Genomic DNA, 17,654 nt, shown 5'->3' on the forward strand with positions numbered 1-17,654 from the left:
TATAAAAAAGGGAGACGCTGACGTCTCCCTGTGGGATTTATTTCAGTAGCCACATATTTCTAAATATGTGCTTCACGCAATACTTCCTGCTCTGGCTGGCGAATGGTAGTAGAAAGCGCCAGAGACAAAATCAGCAGGGCAAAAATGACGTAGAAAGTCACATAGAAGCCGCCAAACAGTGAGGCGATAAGCGAGCCGCAAATGCTGCCGATACCGAAACCGAGGTAAATCACACCGTAGTTTTTAGCCAGGTTATTAAGACCGAAAAACTCACTGACCAGTGACGGGAACACAGTAATCGTGCCGCCGAAGTTAAACGCCACACAGGCAATCGCCGCAAAGAATGTCACTGCATTCAATGGTGCAAACAGCAGTGCTGCCATACCCACCAGCGAAATCACCTGTCCAATAGTGATGACACGGATACGGGCGATTTTGTCAGACAGAATGCCCAGCACCAGACGACCAGAAAGGTTAGCAATAGAAATAACCGTCACTGCGTTGGCCGCGGAAATTGCATCAAGATGCGCCAGACTCTGAGCAATATCTTTCGCTACACCAATCACATACAGACCGCTCATGCAGGCAGTGAGGAACATCACCGCCAGCATCCAGTATTGCGGTTTACGCATTGACTCGGCCAGAGTGAAATCATTTTCCACCACACCATTATGGGTTTTGACTTCCTGTTTCGGCGCGTCTTTCATTAACGTCGCGCCAAAGACAATCATCACCAGCGCAATCGCGCCCCAAATCACAAAGGTTTTTTCCAGACCCACCGTCTCCAGCAGATGCGAGTCGATAAATTTGAATCCCAGGCTACCCAAACCATAGGAACCAATAGCAAACGCGGAGATCAGCCCTTTACGCTCCGGGAACCACTTCACACAGTTAGAGAGCGTCAGCAGATAACCTGCGCCATCTGCCAGACCAACCAGCACACCAGCGCTCAACCACAGCATCATCAGGCTGTTGGAATGCGCGGTAAGGAAGAAACCTACCCCCAGCAGAATACCGGAAGCCATTGTGACGCGCTTGACACCAAAACGTTCCTGTAACTTGCCAGCAACAGAAGAAGAAATTGCCAGTCCCAGACTCAACAGGCCGAAGGAGAAAGCAACCTGACTGACCGGCGCATCCAGTTTGGCTGAGAGCGCGCCATTAAACAGGCTCCAGGTATAAACTGACCCCAGCGCAAACTGGGTGATAATGGTACCGATAAGGGTTAGCCAGCGGGTACGCTGATAGTTTGAAGGTGTCATGGCAGTGTCCTGCAGTAGTAAATTGGAAGATTCTCTGCCGACAACCATAACGAAGTGCATTTTATGCCAGGGGAAAAACGGCATGAAATGCCATCAGAACGGAATGAAATGCTTTAACTAAGGAATGAATGACATGACAAACATTCATTAAAATTATTATTTGAGTGAGTTAGCACCCACTATCATTACAATAATTGTTATTGCCGGGCTTTGATTGTGACCAATTCGTTAAAATCTGGCGCTAACGCCCATGGTATACAAGTAATCACTATCATTGGCGCTATTCTCCGCCTGGGATAACGCGGCATAGGCGGCAATATGTTGGTTAAGCAACATATCGGCTCCTACGGTCACATCGAGCCAGTTACCATTCTGATTTGTCGCTGTCATGCGACTTAGGCCTGATTGAGCCTTCCAGATATTTTCACCAAATTGCTGGTTGTAGCTGATTTGCGCCCAGGGGCGGAAATCGCCAAGTCGGGAATCAACACGCCAGCCTAACGTACTGACGCTGGCATGCCATAACGGATCGGTCAGCATTGCCGTGCTGTCGCCAAACTCGTTATACATCGAAGTGGTCGTACCGTCGTAATGCAATGCGGCAACCGGACCAGTCGTAACGTGTTCATATAAAGGGAAATTCCAGCCCATACTCATGCTGCTGGTTACATCCGCAGGCGTTTCTTCCGCCAGATTAACGTCCAGTCCCAGCACTCTTTGGCTGCTTTGAATACGTTGCGACAAAATATCGTTGTAATCCGGTTGGTGATCGCTATCCCAGGTGTAACGCTCCGTGGTATGTCCGGGTTGCGTATCAACGATATATTCTTGTTGCCAGGCGTAAGCTGTGTTGAGAAAAAAGGAATTGATTACCACGCTCGCCAGTAGACTTAACGTCTGGCGACCACCACATTTTTTTATGATCATTAACACGACTCCAGGGAAGAGCCGAATTCGGCATTATTATTGTCATTGTATGAAAGATATCGGGCATAGTAGTCCTGTATTAAATATTGACTTTTTCACCGGTGCGTCAAGAAAAGCCGGTGAAATTTTTACGAACAGGTACATAGCGAGGGAAAGTATGGAACGTTGCGGCTGGGTGAGTCAGGACCCGCTTTATATTGCCTACCACGATGAAGAGTGGGGCGTGCCTGAAACTGACAGTAAAAAACTGTTCGAAATGATCTGCCTTGAAGGTCAACAAGCGGGGCTGTCCTGGATTACCGTCCTCAAAAAACGAGAGAATTATCGCGCCTGTTTTCATCAGTTCGATCCAGTAAAAGTTGCGGCAATGCAGGAAGAGGATGTCGAAAGACTGGTTCAGGACGCCGGGATTATCCGCCATCGCGGGAAGATTCAGGCCATTATTGGCAATGCGCGTGCATACCTGCAAATGGAAGAGAACGGCGAACCGTTTGCCGATTTTGTCTGGTCGTTCGTAAATCATCAGCCACAGGTGACACAAGCCACAACGTTGAGCGAAATCCCCTCGTCGACACCTGCCTCCGACGCACTCTCTAAGGCATTGAAAAAACGTGGCTTTAAATTTGTAGGCTCGACGATTTGTTACTCCTTTATGCAGGCGTGTGGGCTGGTGAACGATCATGTGGTTGGCTGCTGTTGCCATCCGGGGAATAAGGCATGATTAGACAAGCGCAACGTTCTGAGCTGCCCGCGATCCTTGAACTGTGGCTGGAAAGCACAACCTGGGGACATCCCTTTATAGAAGAGAGTTACTGGCGTGACTGCATTCCACTGGTGCGTGATGCATATCTTGCTAACGCACAAAACTGGGTGTGGGAAGAAAGCGGTGAATTTCTCGGTTTTGTCAGCGTGATGGAAGGGCGATTTCTGGCAGCGATGTTTGTCGCACCGAAGGCTGTCAGGCGCGGTATCGGCAAGGCGTTAATGCAACATATGCAACAACGCCATCCCCATTTATTGCTGGAGGTTTACCAGAAAAACCAACCAGCGATAAGTTTTTATCATGCGCAAGGCTTTCGCATTGTCGACTGCGCATGGCAGGAGGAAACTCAACTCCCTACCTGGATTATGGACTGGCAGGCGGATCAAACGCCGTAAGCGTAAGTTCAGGGCCAGTGTATTTTTCCAGCCACGCCAGCGCCGTGTTACCTGCACAGCCATTCCCCAGCCGCGAGCTTGGGAGGTCTTTGGTCAGCACATTCACCGCACCGTTCTTACAAATCCCGCCAGCAGTAAAATCCAGATCCGGCCATGCCCCTTCGTGAATGCACATCACACCGGGTTTGATACCTTCGCTAATCACCGCTCCGGCAAGGATTTGCCCGCGTGAGTTCCACAGCCGAACAGTATCACCATCTTGTATACCGCGCGCCTGTGCATCTACAGGATGAATGGTGACAGGTTCTCGATTTGCCACCGCGTACAATTCGCGCAGGGAACTGTAATTCAACTGACTGTGCAGACGATGCGCCGGATGAGCAGAAAGTACCTGCAACTGTTCCGGTTCGGCGTTGCCCTGCCACTCATCCGGCTCCAGCCACATGGGATGCCCTGGACAATCAGGGTAACCGTAATCCGCGATACGCTGCGAGAAGATTTCAATCTTACCACTGGCAGTTTTTAACGGATGCGCCTGTGGGGCGCGGCGAAAATCAGCAAACCGAATAAACTGTTCGCTGGTTGGGTTTTCTGGCATCTCAATTAACTGGTTGGCTTCCCAGAACTCGTCAAACGGCGGCAAGTGTACCTGCTGACTTGCCCCACGTTGCCGCGCAACGTTATAGAACGTTTCCAGCCATTGCAGCTCACTTTTCCCTTCCGTAAACCGTGTATAGCCGCCCTTCTCCCAGCGCTCACTTAACTCAGCAAAAACATCAAAATCATTACGCGCTTCATCGCGCGGTGGCACTACTTGCTTCATCGGCACCAGATGCTGATTGCTGTAATCACCAGTCATAGTGAGATCGTTACGCTCAAATGAGGTGGTCGCGGGGAGGACGATATCGGCGTGTTTCGCCGCCGCCGTCCAGAAACATTCCGATATCACCACCAGCTCCGGTTTTTGCCAGGCGCGGATCAAGCGATTGGTATCCTGGTGGTGGGTAAAGTTGGCACCGCCCGCCCACCAGATAAAACGAATATCCGGAAAATGTCGGTTCATGCCGTTGTGTTGATACGCGCCGCCAGGATTTTCCAGAGCTTCAACAATGCGAGCTACGGGGATTTTATCTACCGCATCGGTGCCCTCCGGCAAACTGCCCTGCATGGATGAAAGCACCGCAGCGCGGCGCGTGGGATTACCACCGTTGGCAAAATGATAAGAAAGCCCAAAACCGCCACCTGGTGTACCGATTTGCCCCAACATTGCCGCCAGCGTGACGAGCATCCAGTGTTTCTGCTCGCCAAACTGTTGGCGTTGCATTCCCCAACCAGCCATCAGCATGGTGGTATTTTGATGGAAAATAGCCGCCAGTTCGCGGATTTTCTCTGCGCCAACACCACAAATCTCCGCCGCCCATTCGGCAGTTTTCGCAATGCCATCGCTCTCGCCCAGCAAATAAGCGGCGAAGACGTCATAACCTGTGGTACAACGTGCCAGAAATGCCTCGTCGTGCCAGCCATTTTCCACCAGCGTATGGGCGATCCCCAGCATCAGTGCTACGTCGGTGCCCATATGTGGAGCTACCCACTCTATTTTGTCGCCAAAGAAATCGACGGTTTCCGATCGCATTGGATCAATGCAGATCAGCTTTTTCCCACTGTCATGCAGTGCACAAAAGTAAGAAAGCCCCTGCTCATCAGACGCATTCCACGCAATTTTCAGCGTATTTAGAGGGTTAGCACTCCACAGCACCACCACATCGCTGTGTTGCAGCACCAACGGCCAGCTGGTCTGCTGTTGATAAACTTCGCTGCCGCCCACAACATACGGCATGATCGCCTGTGCTGCGCCGGTCGAATAATCCCCCAGATGGCCGGTATAGCCGCCTGCCAGCGCCATATAGCGTTGTAACAATGTTGACGCTTTATGCAGCACGCCATTTGAACGCCAACCGTAGGAACCGGCAAAAATCGACGCCGGACCATAAGCTCCGCGAATGCGTTTGTGTTGTTGGTGAATAAGATCCAGTGCCTCATCCCAACTCACGCGAACAAATTCGTCCTGCCCGCGAATTCCTTGTGGATTTTCTGGTGACGCAAGAAAGCCTTTACGCACCATCGGAAATCGCACCCGCGTATTGCTATGAATCTGGTCGCGAACCGCACTCTGCAAGGAGTTTTCCATTCCTGTGGTTAACGCACCACGCGAGGTGAAAACTGTTTCACCGTCGGTTTCAACCAGCATTGGGCCCCAGTGGGCGGCAGTAAGAACAGAATAACGTGAGGATGAGTTGGCCAAACCGAAGGCTCCTGAAAAGTTAGATGTATTGAGCAGTTAAATATTACTTACAAATTTCCGAGTATTCCCAGGAATAATCTTCATGTTCACACGGCATAATCTTCCGCCACGAAACCCGTGGCAAAGAATAAAAAGGTTATTAAGGATTAACAATGAAGAAACGTGTTTATCTTATTGCCGCCGTTGTGAGTGGCGCTCTGGCGGTATCTGGCTGTACAACTAACCCTTACACCGGCGAACGCGAAGCGGGTAAATCTGCTATTGGCGCGGGTCTGGGCTCTCTCGTTGGCGCGGGCATTGGCGCACTCTCTTCTTCGAAGAAAGATCGTGGTAAAGGCGCACTGATTGGCGCAGCAGCAGGCGCGGCACTGGGCGGCGGCGTTGGCTATTACATGGATGTGCAGGAAGCGAAACTGCGCGACAAAATGCGCGGCACCGGCGTTAGCGTAACGCGCAGCGGGGACAACATTATCCTCAACATGCCGAACAATGTGACCTTCGACAGCAGCAGCGCCACTCTGAAACCAGCAGGTGCTAACACCCTGACCGGTGTTGCAATGGTACTGAAAGAGTACCCGAAAACGGCGGTTAACGTGATTGGCTACACCGACAGCACTGGTGGTCATGACCTGAACATGCGTCTGTCGCAGCAGCGTGCAGATTCCGTTGCCAGCGCGTTGATTACCCAGGGCGTTGACGCCAGCCGTATTCGTACCCAGGGTCTTGGTCCGGCTAACCCGATCGCCAGCAACAGCACCGCAGAAGGCAAAGCCCAAAACCGTCGCGTAGAAATTACCTTAAGCCCGCTGTAATCACTTTCATGCCAGGTGGTGATTCAATCACCTGGTATTCTTAGGTTTTCCTGCTTCATTTTTCAGGCTAAGGTGATCGCCTTATCAGTGAATGGAGAGAAGCATGAAGCCGTCCGTTATCCTCTACAAAGCCTTACCTGATGATTTACTGCAACGCCTGCAAGCACATTTCACCGTTCACCAGGTGACAGACCTCACTCCACAGACCGTCGCGCAAAACGCGGAAATTTTTGCCGAAGCCGAGGGCTTGTTAGGTTCAAATGAAAATGTTGATGCCGCGTTGCTGGACAAAATGCCGAAACTGCGTGCCACATCAACTATCTCTGTAGGCTACGACAATTTCGATGTCGATGCGCTTACCGCCCGAAAAATCCTGCTAATGCATACGCCAACCGTATTAACGGAAACGGTGGCCGATACACTGATGGCATTGGTGCTGTGTACCGCGCGTCGGGTTGTCGAGGTAGCAGAACGCGTAAAAGCAGGCGAATGGACCGCGAGCATTGGCCCGGACTGGTACGGCAGCGACGTGCATCATAAAACTCTTGGCATTGTCGGGATGGGACGGATTGGCATGGCACTGGCACAACGGGCGCACTTTGGCTTCAACATGCCGATTCTCTATAACGCTCGCCGCCACCATAAAGAAGCTGAAGAACGCTTTAACGCCCGTTATTGCGATCTGGATACGCTGCTACAAGAATCGGATTTCGTTTGCCTGATCCTGCCGCTAACTGAAGAAACGCATCACCTGTTTGGCGCTGAACAATTCGCCAAAATGAAATCCTCCGCCATCTTCATTAATGCAGGACGTGGACCGGTGGTTGACGAAAATGCACTGATTGCGGCATTGCAGAAAGGGGAAATTCACGCCGCCGGACTGGATGTCTTCGAACAAGAGCCACTGTCAGTGGATTCACCGCTGCTCTCAATGGCAAATGTCGTCGCAGTCCCACATATTGGTTCTGCTACTCATGAGACGCGTTATGGCATGGCCGCCTGTGCGGTGGATAATTTGATTAATGCGTTACAAGGGAATGTCGAGAAGAACTGTGTGAATCCGCAAGTCGCGGAATAACCGCGACTGCGTGGAGAAAAGCCCGAAAATCTCCCGGGCTTTTACTCTTTATTGGGTTGCAGTTACTGCTGCGGTCCAGGCCTGATTAAACGCCTGATGTTGTGCCGGTAATGGCGCAATCAGTTTGTTATATTCACTCGCCTGCTGCGAAGTCGGGAACTGAATGCCATTCGCCACAAAGCTTACCTGAGTACCCTGCTGGGAAATATAGTCCCCAACCATTACCAGTTGTTGTGTAAAGGTTTGTGCCGCCGGAATCAACGGTTGTAACGCATCAGCCGGTGTCGTCACCACTTTGGTGAATGCCTGATCAAAGACCGGCTTCAGATCATCAGTCTGTTTCAGCGCAGAGTGCGCAGCATCGGCCTGCAACTTCGCATTTTGTAGCTGTTGCGCCAGTACACCCAGCGAACCGTTCATTTCACGCAGCGGACCACTTTGCGTGACATAATCCTGTGGTGCACGAATTGCGTTAACGCTGTCTACAACCGGACGTAGACCGGAATCCATCGCCTGATTCACCTGTTGGGAATAGCCATACAGAATCGCGTAATCAGAGACAAAAGGACCAAATTGTTTTTTCTGATCGGCAGTCAAGGTTGGTAGACGTTCACCGCTACGCATCACTGTATTCTGCAGGAAGTCGATAAACGCTTTACGCTGATCGCCTTCTTTATCAAAACACCCACTCAGGCTAACTACCATTAATAACGCCGCAAGAGGCGCAAACCAGCGAGAGCAGGACTTTCCTGTCGCCATTTTCTTACTCCTTTCACCCAAAAAAAGCGCACAACGACACACGCGTGTCTGACGTGACAAGGATAGTCCAGGACAAGCTTGCAAGATACCCTTTATGCATAATCTTCCTGGGAAAATGATGTAGAAAATGAAGGAAGGTTAATTTGTTGTTTCATTGTTAAAAACAGGCATTGCTATTGCGTTTTTTAGCCAGGACTTTACTTCTCTTAGGTAGGTGAAATTTTCGGAATCTTTACAATCCTGGATTCTGCGAAATATATCGGCATTAATCATATCGTTAGGCAACTATAAGTCACAGTTATTGATAGGCTGAATCGAATCACACTCTGGTTGCTTCCCGCTGAGTCTGTGTTTCCCGACTATTCTTAATGAGCTTCAATGCAATTCACGATCCCGCAGTGTGATTTGAGGAGTTTTCAATGGAATATAAAGATCCAATGCTTGAGCTGTTGAGCAGCCTGGAACAAATTGTTTTTAAAGATGAAACACAGAAGATTACCCTGATGCACAGACCTACGCCCTGTACCGAGATTGAGCAATTACGCAAAGGAACGGGGTTAAAAATTGATGATTTCGCTCGTATTTTGGGCGTATCCGTTGCGATGGTAAAGGAATGGGAATCCAGACGAGTGAAGCCTTCCAGTGCTGAACTAAAATTAATGCGTCTGATTCAGGCCAATCCGGCATTAAGTAAGCAGTTGATGGAATAGAGTTTTATTAACTTTTTTGATGTTTACGGTCCTGATGACAGGGCCGTTTTCCGACCGATTAATCATAAATTTGAAAAATAATTGTTGCATCCACCTCCAATGCGTGGCTTAATGCACATCAACGGTTTGACGTACAGACCATTAAAGCAGTGTAGTAAGGCAAGTCCCTTCAAGAGTTATCGTTGATACCCCTCGTAGTGCACATTTCCTTTAACGCTTCAAAATCTGTAAAGCACGCCATATCGCCGAAAGGCACACTTAATTATTAAAGGTAATACACTATGTCCGGTAAAATGACTGGTATCGTAAAATGGTTCAACGCTGACAAAGGCTTCGGCTTCATCACTCCTGACGATGGCTCTAAAGACGTGTTCGTACACTTCTCTGCTATCCAGAACGATGGTTACAAATCTCTGGACGAAGGTCAGAAAGTGTCCTTCACCATCGAAAGCGGCGCTAAAGGCCCGGCAGCTGGTAACGTAACCAGCCTGTAATCTCTGCTTTAAAGCACAGAATCTAAGATCCCTGCCATTTGGCGGGGATTTTTTTATTGGAAAAACCGCTTTAAATGTAGAGAAGAACAGTCGCAGGAACAATCCAGATCCGGCACCGGGATGTCCGGGCAAAAGTCCGGGATATGGCAATCACGACAGGCCGCACCATCACACCCGGAACAATCACAATCATTATTCTTCTTTTTACGTATAACCTCGTTCAGGTGTTGCTTCTGCCTGATTGTCTGTGCCGCAAGTCGGCAATCTGCAAAACGCTGACGTATCTCGCCCCAGCCTGCAATAACACCTTTCTGTTGAATAATCTCTTTGACCGCTCCCGAACATCCCTGCGTTTGGTGCAACACACTGTAAGCACAGCGGTATCCTTTGCGAGGAGAAAGATGTCGTTGATAAAGCATTATCAACAGTAAAAGCAGTTTATTCATGAAGGCTCCGAACTATTCCTGTTCTCAATTAAAAACCTATTTAATAGCCAAATCCATTCGCATTTTTTAAATAATATTCATCAAGGAAATAAATTAGGGTGCATTGAGAATACCCAACACCGTAAGAAAGGCGGGAATAACTTCCCGCCGAAAACTCTTACTCTTTCAATTTGCAGGTTAAAAACGCCGCCAGCTCATAACTCTCCTGTTTAATATGCAATTCACACAGTGAATCTCTTACCATCCAGGTGAAAAATAAAAGCGTGAAACAAATCACTATTAAAGAAAGTAATCCGTATTTTTGCGGCATTCCCAGCCTCCTGTGTTGATTTCCAACGAGTAAGAGGCTAACCTTATGGTGTTCAGGCATAGGGTAGCCTCACTTTGATTTATAGTCAGGTGGGGCTTTTCTCTGTCTGCCTTTCGGTGAATACCTGAGACAAACAGTCTCAAGCACCCACAGCTATTCTAGCGTAATAAATTCCTTTCCTCTCCTTAATAAAATCCTAAAAAAATCTCATGAAATTAATATATGAGATAATTTTTATTCAGCAGAAAATTTTTAAAGGTAGCTGTATTATTTAGCGATAAAAAAAGCCTGCCAAGTGGCAGGCTATTTAATAACGGTGTTATTACTGCAACAGCGAAATATCCGCAACGCGCAGGAATAATTCGCGCAGTTTTTCCAGCATGGTCAGACGGTTGATACGCAGATCTTTGTCATCAACCATGACCATCACTTTATCGAAGAAAGCATCTACCGGTTCACGCAACTCGGCCAGTTCGACCAGCGCATCCTGGTAACGACCTTCAGCAAAGTACGGCTCCAGTTTGTCGCGCAGCACCACAACCTGCATCGCCAGCTTAATTTCTTCCGGCTCTTTCAGGGTAGAGGCATTCACGCGATCGCTCAGCACTTCGGCAGATTTCGCCAGAATGTTGGATACACGTTTGTTCGCCGCCGCCAGTGCAGCCGCCGCATCCAGCGTACGGAAGTGCGATACTGCTTTCATACGAGCATCGAAATCTGCCGGACGAGTCGGACGACGCGCCAGTACCGCCTGGATGGTGTCAACAGTGTAACCTTCGTCCTGATACCAGGCGCGGAAGCGACCAAGCATAAAGTCGATAACGTCATCAACCACGTTGGCGTTGGTCAGCTTATCACCGTACAAGCGCACCGCTTCTTCGGTCAGCGTTTGCAGATCAAGGTTGAGGTTCTTCTCAACGATAATACGCAGCACGCCAAGTGCGGCACGACGCAGCGCAAACGGGTCTTTGTCGCCTTTCGGATGCTGACCAATACCGAAGATACCCGCCAGGGTGTCCATCTTGTCAGCAATCGCCAGCGCACAGGCCACCGGGTTAGACGGCAGGTCATCACCGGCAAAACGCGGCTGATACTGCTCGTTCAGCGCAACAGCAACATCTTCCGCTTCGCCATCGTGACGCGCGTAGTGCATCCCCATAACGCCCTGGGTGTCGGTGAACTCGAAGACCATGTTGGTCATCAGGTCACACTTAGACAGCAGGCCCGCACGGGTTGCGTGGTTAACGTCAGCGCCAATCTGTTCAGCAATCCAACCAGCCAGTGCCTGGATGCGGTCAGTTTTGTCGCGCAGCGTACCCAGCTGTTGCTGGAACAGCACGGTTTGCAGGCGCGGCAGGTTATCTTCCAGACGTTTTTTACGGTCGGTGTTGAAGAAGAACTCGGCATCTGCCAGACGTGGACGAACGACTTTCTCGTTACCGGAGATAATTTGCTGCGGATCTTTCGATTCGATGTTGGCAACGAAGATAAAGTTCGGCAGCAGTTTGCCGTCGTTCGCGTACACCGGGAAGTACTTCTGGTCACCTTTCATAGTGTAAACCAGTGCTTCAGACGGCACAGCGAGGAATTTCTCTTCGAATTTCGCGGTCAGAACAACCGGCCATTCAACCAGAGAAGCCACTTCTTCCAGCAGACTTTCGCTTAAGTCAGCGTTACCGCCAATCTTACGCGCTGCTTCTTCGGCATCGGCTTTAATCTTCGCCTTACGTTCTTCATAATCGGCGATGACTTTCCCGCGCTCACGCAGAATCTCCGGATACTGATCGGCATTGTCGATAGTGAATTCCGGTTCGCCCATAAAGCGGTGACCGCGAATCACGCGATCGGACTGAATGCCCAGGATCGTCGCCGGAATAACTTTGTCGCCCAGCAGCAGGGTTACGGTGTGAACCGGACGCACAAAGTGAACGTCAGACGCGCCCCAGCGCATCAGTTTCGGGATCGGCAGTTTCGCCAGCGAAGTCGCAACCATATTCGGCAGCAGTGCTTCGGTACTTTCGCCTTTTACGTGGGCGCGATACAGCAGCCATTCGCCTTTGTCAGTGGTCAGGCGCTCTGCCTGGTCAACGGTAATACCGCAACCACGCGCCCAACCTTCTGCCGCTTTGCTCGGTTTACCTTCGCCGTCGAACGCCTGGGCAATTGCCGGGCCACGTTTTTCGATTTCGCGATCCGGCTGTGCTTCCGCCAGGTTAGCTACTTTCAGCGCCAGACGACGCGGAGCAGCAAACCATTGAACGGTGCCGTGTGCGAGGCCAGCGTTATCCAGCTCCGCAGTAAAGTTCGCAGCAAAGGACTCAGCCAGGCTGCGCAGTGCTTTTGGTGGCAGCTCTTCAGTGCCGATTTCCACCAGAAAAGTTTTCTCAGACATAGCCGCCTCTTACTTATCTTTGTTGCACATCGGGAAGCCGAGGGCTTCACGGGAAGCGTAGTATGCTTCTGCCACTGCTTTGGTCAGGGTGCGAATGCGCAGAATGTAGCGCTGACGCTCGGTGACGGAGATGGCTTTACGCGCATCCAGCAGGTTGAAGCTGTGGGCGGCTTTCAGAATACGCTCGTAGGCTGGCAGCGGCAGCGGATTTTCCAGCGCCAGCAGCTGCTGGGCTTCTTTCTCGTACTGCTCGAAGCAGGTGAACAGGAAGTCCACATCCGCGTATTCGAAGTTGTAAGTGGACTGCTCCACTTCGTTCTGATGGAACACGTCGCCGTAGGTGGTTTTACCCAGCGGGCCGTCGCTCCAGACCAGGTCGTAAACGCTGTCTACGCCCTGAATGTACATTGCCAGACGTTCCAGACCGTAGGTGATCTCGCCGGTAACCGGTTTACACTCCAGACCACCAACCTGCTGGAAGTAAGTGAACTGTGTCACTTCCATGCCGTTCAGCCACACTTCCCAGCCCAGCCCCCAGGCACCCAGCGTCGGATTTTCCCAGTTATCTTCCACGAAACGGATATCGTGGATAGTCGGGTCCATGCCCAGCTCTTTCAGAGAACCGAGGTACAGCTCCTGAATATTGTCCGGCGATGGCTTAATCACCACCTGGAACTGATAGTAGTGCTGTAAACGGTTGGGGTTTTCGCCGTAGCGACCATCGGTCGGGCGACGAGAAGGCTGAACATAAGCAGCCGCCATCGGTTCTGGCCCCAGCGCGCGCAGACAGGTCATTGGGTGAGAGGTTCCCGCGCCGACTTCCATGTCCAATGGTTGAACAATGGTGCAGCCCTGGCGAGCCCAGTAATCCTGTAAGGTCAGGATCAAGCCCTGGAAGGTCCTGGTATCAAACTTTTGCATATTATTTCGTGCTGGATACGTGTGGATTTAAAGGAAGGGATCAGTATACCCGCTGGATGGAAGATATACAGTACGAAACGGGAAAAAGCAGGGCTTAACGCATGGAAAGATGCAAAAAATGGCCATCTGCGTCAAAAGAACAGACAAACTGCTCTTTCCGGAAGGTATAACCACGCATTTCGTAGCTTCCCTGGAACTGTTCAAAGGCAGTGACGTCGATTTTTTGCTCGCCGGTGTTATAACGTTTTGCTGCCTGACCCTTGCACAATGCTTCCATATTCAATGAACGCAGCGGCTCAACCTTTACCCGCTGTGCTTTCTGCTCGGGTTGCGGTGTCGAGCATCCCACTAACACAATAAGTACCATTGCTGGAAAGAAAGAGTTCATCATCATTAAATTACCGTCTTATTTGCAGGTGAGTCTTATTATTAATATCGGTATAGTGGCTGAATCTAACGAATTTCCTCAAGCCTCTATAAGCTGTAGAGATAAAACTCGGATTATTCCAGTGCAACAGCTGAATGATTTATCGGTCAGACCTTTTTTTAACCAGTTACAGAGACACAGATGCAGCCCAAAATTTATTGGATTGATAACCTGCGAGGGATAGCCTGTTTAATGGTGGTGATGATTCATACCACCACCTGGTATGTAACCAACGCCCATAGCGTTAGCCCCGTAACCTGGGATATCGCGAATGTTCTAAATTCTGCCTCCCGTGTCAGCGTGCCGCTATTTTTCATGATTTCCGGCTATCTCTTTTTTGGCGAACGTAGTGCCCAGCCGCGTCATTTTTTGCGTATTGGCTTATGCCTGCTGTTTTATAGTGTCATCGCGTTGATCTACATTGCGCTTTTTACCGCTATCAATGTGGAGTTAGCGCTGAAAAACCTGCTACAAAAGCCTGTGTTTTATCACTTATGGTTTTTCTTCGCGATTGCGGTGATTTATCTGGTTTCGCCGCTGGTTCAGGTGAAAAACGTTAGCGGTAAAATGTTGCTGGTACTAATGGTGGTGATTGGCATCATCGCTAACCCAAACACAGTGCCACAGAAGATCGACAGCTTCGAATGGCTACCGATTAACTTATATATCAATGGCGATACTTTTTACTACATCCTGTATGGCATGTTGGGCCGCGCCATTGGCATGATGGATACGCAACATAAATCACTGTCGTGGGTGAGCGCCACGCTGTTTGTTGCGGGGGTATTTATTATCTCTCGCGGGACATTATATGAATTACAGTGGCGAGGAAATTTTGCCGATACCTGGTATCTCTATTGCGGACCGATGGTTTTTATCTGTGCAATCGCGTTACTGACGCTGGTAAAAAATACGCTGGATACACGCACTGTTCCCGGGCTTGGGCTGATATCACGCCATTCTTTAGGTATATACGGGTTCCACGCATTGATTATCCATGCGCTGCGTACCCGGGGGATTGAGCTTAAAAACTGGCCAATACTGGATATTATCTGGATCTTCTGCGCCACGCTGGCCACAAGCTTATTACTTTCTGTGCTGGTGCAACGAATCGACCGCAACAGATTCGTAAGTTGAGCAAAAGCCCGGTCACATTGACCGGGCTTACAAGGATTATTCGCTATATTCTTCCTGAACAACCACAGTTTCTTTTGTTGGATTAACTCCAGCATCACGAATATTCTTCTGCACTGCTACTGCACCAAACAAACTTAAAAAGAAGGCCAGCCCATAAAACCCTTTTTCGCTGAGTAATAATGTTGCATTCCATAGACCAACTATCAGTAATGCGACAGAAATGATAAAGACAACCAGGCAGGTCATATAATAAATGGATGTAGTGGGGATGCCTTCATATTTGTCCCGCACAGTTTTTTGATAAGATGCGGCTGAAAATAGTCCTAGCACCAGAACAGCAAAGTAATATCCTTTTTCATTTAACTGCATTTCCGCATTCCATAGCCCTAATAAATAGGTAACAATACCGCCGCCAAGCGCTATCCATGACACAATGCTAAATGCTGGAGAATAGGTTGATATTTTGTTTTCCATCACAGTATTCCTTTCATTCCTGAATGTGTAAGAGCTTTATGTTGCTCATGCCGAGCGAAACAAACGCATTTGACCAAACAAGCAGACAAAAAAGGCGATGGGGTAGATCACCATTTCATAAGCATTGATAGGTGCATTTAAAACACCGATAAACAACAGACCGATAGTGATTAACGCAACTAACTGGCAGATGCGAATAAACATGTCATCCAGTTGCCCGAGTTTTTCAGCACGAAGATAAGCATAATTGCCAAACGTTCCCGTCATTAACACACCGAGAAAATAGCCTTTGCCGCTTAACAATGGGCATGAGATCCATAGCCCAACCAGATAAACCAACGCCCCGACAACGAATAATAGTTTTGCCACAGTCTTTGAGGTTTTCATAATGATCTCCGTATCTACCAGCGATACATTACGATTAACCAACGAAAGACAAAACTGAAAAATACCATTAACAAATGATTTTCAGAATAAATTCATATTGAATACTAATGAATTGATAATTTATATAGACAGGAATTATCCCTGCCCGGTCAGGCAGGGGATAAGTTTACGCCATTAGTGGCAGAAGTTGCTGGTAGAGACGACGGAATGTTTCGCGTCGTGGCTGATAAGCGGCATGATGCTGCGCGTTCGGCATATGCGACTGCTCTAACGGCAGTTGCGGCAACAATTCACTGAGTGATTTATCTGGATTCACCGCAATCTGCGCCAACCTTGCTGCGCCCAGTGCAGGTCCTACATCACCACCCGTGCGGTAATCCAACTGCTGACCGCTGATATCCGCCAGCATCTGACGCCAGTACTCACTACGTGCTCCACCACCAATCAGGGTAATACTTTGCGGTTTAATACCGCAGGCGTGCACGACATCCATGCCATCGGCCAGCGCATAACCCACGCCTTCCAGCACTGCTCGCGCCAGTTCATTAGGACCGTGTTGATGGGTCAGGCCAAAGAAAACCCCCTTCGCCTGTGGATTATTGTGCGGGGTACGCTCGCCGGAAAGATAAGGCAAAAACCAGATTGGCTCGGCACTTTCATCTGCCTGTTGCGCAGCTGTAATTAAGGCTGGAACATTGCTCAGGCCGGTTAATTTCGCGACCCAATCCAGACACGATGCCGCACTCAACATCACCGACATTAAATGCCAACGCTGTGGTAATGCATGGCAAAAGCTGTGTACGGCGCTTTCCGGCTTGCTTAAGAACCCTTCGCTCACCGCAAAATAAACACCAGAAGTTCCCAGCGACAGCATTGCCTGGTTGGCATCAACCATACCCACACCAACCGCGCCAGCCGCATTATCGCCGCCGCCCGCGACAACGGGCACTGCCGCCATTCCCCATGCTTTTGCCACCTCGGGTAGCAAAGTCCCGGTAACTTCACTGCCTTCGTATAATGCTGGCATCTGGTCACGGGACAGCTGGCAAGCTTGCAGCATGACATCACTCCAGTCACGCTTCGCGACATCCAGCCACATGGTGCCTGCCGCATCAGACATATCACTGGCAAACTCTCCGGTCATACGCAGACGCAAATAATCTTTTGGCAATAAAACTTTGTCTACCTGACGGAATATATCTGGCTCATGGCGTTGCACCCACAGCAGCTTAGGCGCGGTAAATCCGGGCATCATCAGGTTGCCGGTTATAGCGCGCGAATCCGGGACTCGTGCTTCAAGCAAAGCGCACTCTTGCGCACAGCGCCCGTCATTCCACAAAATCGCTGGACGTAATACCTGCTGCCGAGCATCAAGTAACGTTGCTCCGTGCATCTGTCCGGCAATACCTAACGCCTTAACCTCTTGCAAAGAACATTGTCGCGCAAGTGTTCTCACTGCACGATCAGTTGCCTGCCACCACTGTTCCGGGTCTTGTTCCGACCAGAGGGGATGTGGGCGCGAAACGGTTAGTTTTTCTGTTTGTGAAGCAATTACCTCACCCTGTTTGTTGAGCAGAATGACTTTCACGCCCGATGTGCCAAGATCTATCCCGATATACATAGCGATCGTTCCTTAAAAAATGCCCGGTATCGCTACC

General features: G+C 49.7%; 19 protein-coding genes. 7 read left to right on the forward strand and 12 right to left on the reverse strand.

All coding sequences use genetic code 11. From position 1 onward, the window contains the following. Positions 1-59: 59 nt before the first annotated feature. Both FEK66_RS21405 and FEK66_RS21410 read right to left on the reverse strand, forming a co-directional pair. On the reverse strand, positions 60-1,262 hold the full coding sequence (locus FEK66_RS21405; protein WP_130260120.1) for an MFS transporter: 1,203 nt from the start codon (positions 1,260-1,262) through the stop codon (positions 60-62). Between the two features lie 228 nt (positions 1,263-1,490). Then, positions 1,491-2,189, reverse strand: a complete 699-nt coding sequence (locus FEK66_RS21410) for an autotransporter outer membrane beta-barrel domain-containing protein (protein ID WP_130260119.1) — start codon at positions 2,187-2,189, stop codon at positions 1,491-1,493. Between the two features lie 157 nt (positions 2,190-2,346). Here FEK66_RS21410 and tag point away from each other — a divergent pair, with 157 nt between their 5' ends. Then, positions 2,347-2,910, forward strand: coding sequence for a DNA-3-methyladenine glycosylase I (gene tag / locus FEK66_RS21415; protein WP_135408256.1), 564 nt, complete (start codon positions 2,347-2,349; stop codon positions 2,908-2,910). Continuing rightward, positions 2,907-3,347 carry an N-acetyltransferase gene (locus FEK66_RS21420; RefSeq protein WP_130210064.1) on the forward strand — a complete coding sequence of 147 codons (441 nt, stop codon included), beginning with the start codon at positions 2,907-2,909 and terminating at the stop codon, positions 3,345-3,347. The genes tag and FEK66_RS21420 overlap by 4 nt, the downstream gene beginning before the upstream one ends. Here the strand turns inward: FEK66_RS21420 and bisC are convergent. Beyond that, positions 3,316-5,649 (reverse strand): biotin sulfoxide reductase, encoded by a 2,334-nt coding sequence (gene bisC, locus FEK66_RS21425; protein WP_135495345.1) that lies wholly within the window; start codon positions 5,647-5,649, stop codon positions 3,316-3,318. The two genes, FEK66_RS21420 and bisC, sit on opposite strands and share 32 nt — an antisense overlap. 152 nt (positions 5,650-5,801) lie before the next feature. Here bisC and FEK66_RS21430 point away from each other — a divergent pair, with 152 nt between their 5' ends. Together FEK66_RS21430 and ghrB are read left to right on the forward strand one after the other, a co-directional pair. Continuing rightward, complete coding sequence (locus FEK66_RS21430) at positions 5,802-6,461, forward strand: OmpA family lipoprotein (RefSeq protein WP_000747625.1); 660 nt, start codon at positions 5,802-5,804, stop codon at positions 6,459-6,461. Positions 6,462-6,564: 103 nt separating this feature from the next. Further along, positions 6,565-7,539 (forward strand): glyoxylate/hydroxypyruvate reductase GhrB, encoded by a 975-nt coding sequence (gene ghrB / locus FEK66_RS21435; RefSeq protein WP_130210060.1) that lies wholly within the window; start codon positions 6,565-6,567, stop codon positions 7,537-7,539. 48 nt (positions 7,540-7,587) lie between these two features. Here ghrB and FEK66_RS21440 read toward each other — a convergent pair whose 3' ends face one another. Beyond that, positions 7,588-8,298 (reverse strand): DUF3053 domain-containing protein, encoded by a 711-nt coding sequence (locus FEK66_RS21440; RefSeq protein WP_130210058.1) that lies wholly within the window; start codon positions 8,296-8,298, stop codon positions 7,588-7,590. 419 nt (positions 8,299-8,717) lie between these two features. Between FEK66_RS21440 and FEK66_RS21445 the strand changes: the two genes are divergently transcribed. Both FEK66_RS21445 and cspA read left to right on the forward strand, forming a co-directional pair. Then, positions 8,718-9,008 (forward strand): HTH-type transcriptional regulator, encoded by a 291-nt coding sequence (locus FEK66_RS21445; protein ID WP_135495346.1) that lies wholly within the window; start codon positions 8,718-8,720, stop codon positions 9,006-9,008. A 281-nt stretch (positions 9,009-9,289) separates the two neighbouring features. After that, positions 9,290-9,502, forward strand: a complete 213-nt coding sequence (cspA, locus tag FEK66_RS21450; RefSeq protein ID WP_000014594.1) for an RNA chaperone/antiterminator CspA — start codon at positions 9,290-9,292, stop codon at positions 9,500-9,502. Positions 9,503-9,555: 53 nt separating this feature from the next. On the opposite strand, the gene yidD is transcribed toward cspA, so the two are convergent. From yidD to FEK66_RS21475, 5 genes are all read right to left on the reverse strand, one after another. Further along, a complete protein-coding gene (yidD, locus tag FEK66_RS21455; protein WP_130210054.1) occupies positions 9,556-9,948 on the reverse strand; it encodes a membrane protein insertion efficiency factor YidD in 393 nt (130 codons plus the stop codon). A gap of 157 nt (positions 9,949-10,105) precedes the next feature. Then, entirely contained in the window at positions 10,106-10,258 is a 153-nt protein-coding gene (gene hokA, locus FEK66_RS21460; protein ID WP_138211537.1) for a type I toxin-antitoxin system toxin HokA, read from the reverse strand. A 322-nt stretch (positions 10,259-10,580) separates the two neighbouring features. Next, a complete protein-coding gene (glyS, locus tag FEK66_RS21465; RefSeq protein WP_138211538.1) occupies positions 10,581-12,650 on the reverse strand; it encodes a glycine--tRNA ligase subunit beta in 2,070 nt (689 codons plus the stop codon). Positions 12,651-12,659: 9 nt separating this feature from the next. Next, complete coding sequence (gene glyQ / locus FEK66_RS21470) at positions 12,660-13,571, reverse strand: glycine--tRNA ligase subunit alpha (protein ID WP_001168544.1); 912 nt, start codon at positions 13,569-13,571, stop codon at positions 12,660-12,662. A 94-nt stretch (positions 13,572-13,665) separates the two neighbouring features. Then, positions 13,666-13,965: a YsaB family lipoprotein gene (locus tag FEK66_RS21475; protein ID WP_135495347.1), complete on the reverse strand. Its 300-nt coding sequence runs from the start codon at positions 13,963-13,965 to the stop codon at positions 13,666-13,668. 174 nt (positions 13,966-14,139) lie between these two features. On the opposite strand from FEK66_RS21475, the gene wecH reads away from it, so the two are divergent. Next, positions 14,140-15,135, forward strand: coding sequence for an O-acetyltransferase WecH (wecH, locus tag FEK66_RS21480; protein WP_131161474.1), 996 nt, complete (start codon positions 14,140-14,142; stop codon positions 15,133-15,135). A gap of 36 nt (positions 15,136-15,171) precedes the next feature. Here the strand turns inward: wecH and yiaA are convergent, their stop codons facing one another. The 3 genes from yiaA to xylB form a co-directional block, all read right to left on the reverse strand. Further along, positions 15,172-15,609, reverse strand: coding sequence for an inner membrane protein YiaA (gene yiaA / locus FEK66_RS21485; protein WP_130210046.1), 438 nt, complete (start codon positions 15,607-15,609; stop codon positions 15,172-15,174). A 45-nt stretch (positions 15,610-15,654) separates the two neighbouring features. Beyond that, complete coding sequence (gene yiaB / locus FEK66_RS21490) at positions 15,655-15,996, reverse strand: inner membrane protein YiaB (protein ID WP_130210044.1); 342 nt, start codon at positions 15,994-15,996, stop codon at positions 15,655-15,657. 166 nt (positions 15,997-16,162) lie between these two features. After that, a complete protein-coding gene (gene xylB / locus FEK66_RS21495; protein WP_135495348.1) occupies positions 16,163-17,617 on the reverse strand; it encodes a xylulokinase in 1,455 nt (484 codons plus the stop codon). Positions 17,618-17,654 lie beyond the last annotated feature (37 nt).

It is taken from the genome of Escherichia sp. E1130, from assembly GCF_005781065.1.
GTDB lineage: Bacteria > Pseudomonadota > Gammaproteobacteria > Enterobacterales > Enterobacteriaceae > Escherichia.